Genomic DNA, 273 nt, shown 5'->3' with positions numbered 1-273 from the left:
AATCCTGAGAGTCCGGATTGTCAAAGGTTTCAATTAAAAATGTCATATAAACTCCTTATCTAGCTTATTGTAGTTAAGCACTCATATAGCCCCAAATAAGCACCGAGCTTGAAAAGATAACTCCCAAGTACATCAGTATAATGACCATATAGCCCACTACATCTTTTAGTTTTAAACCAGAGATAGCAAGAACTGGAAGTATCCAGAACGGCTGAACCATATTAGTCCACTGATCTCCAATCTGTACCGCTACTGCTGTATCCGCTTGTGAAG

The 273-nt window shown here is 39.2% G+C and carries 1 protein-coding gene; it reads right to left on the bottom strand.

Annotated features, from left to right (window positions below; genetic code table 11):
• Positions 1–73 precede the first annotated feature (73 nt).
• The coding region (locus tag R0K30_RS21955; protein WP_410612955.1) for a TIGR00366 family protein at positions 74–273 on the bottom strand (200 nt) is incomplete at its 5' end.

The sequence above is a fragment of the Bacillus sp. SIMBA_154 genome (assembly GCF_046536015.1).
GTDB classification, from domain to species: Bacteria; Bacillota; Bacilli; order Bacillales; family Bacillaceae; genus Bacillus; species Bacillus pumilus_P.
Note: the sequence above shows the minus strand (reverse complement) of the source record. Positions and strands in the feature narration are given on the sequence as shown.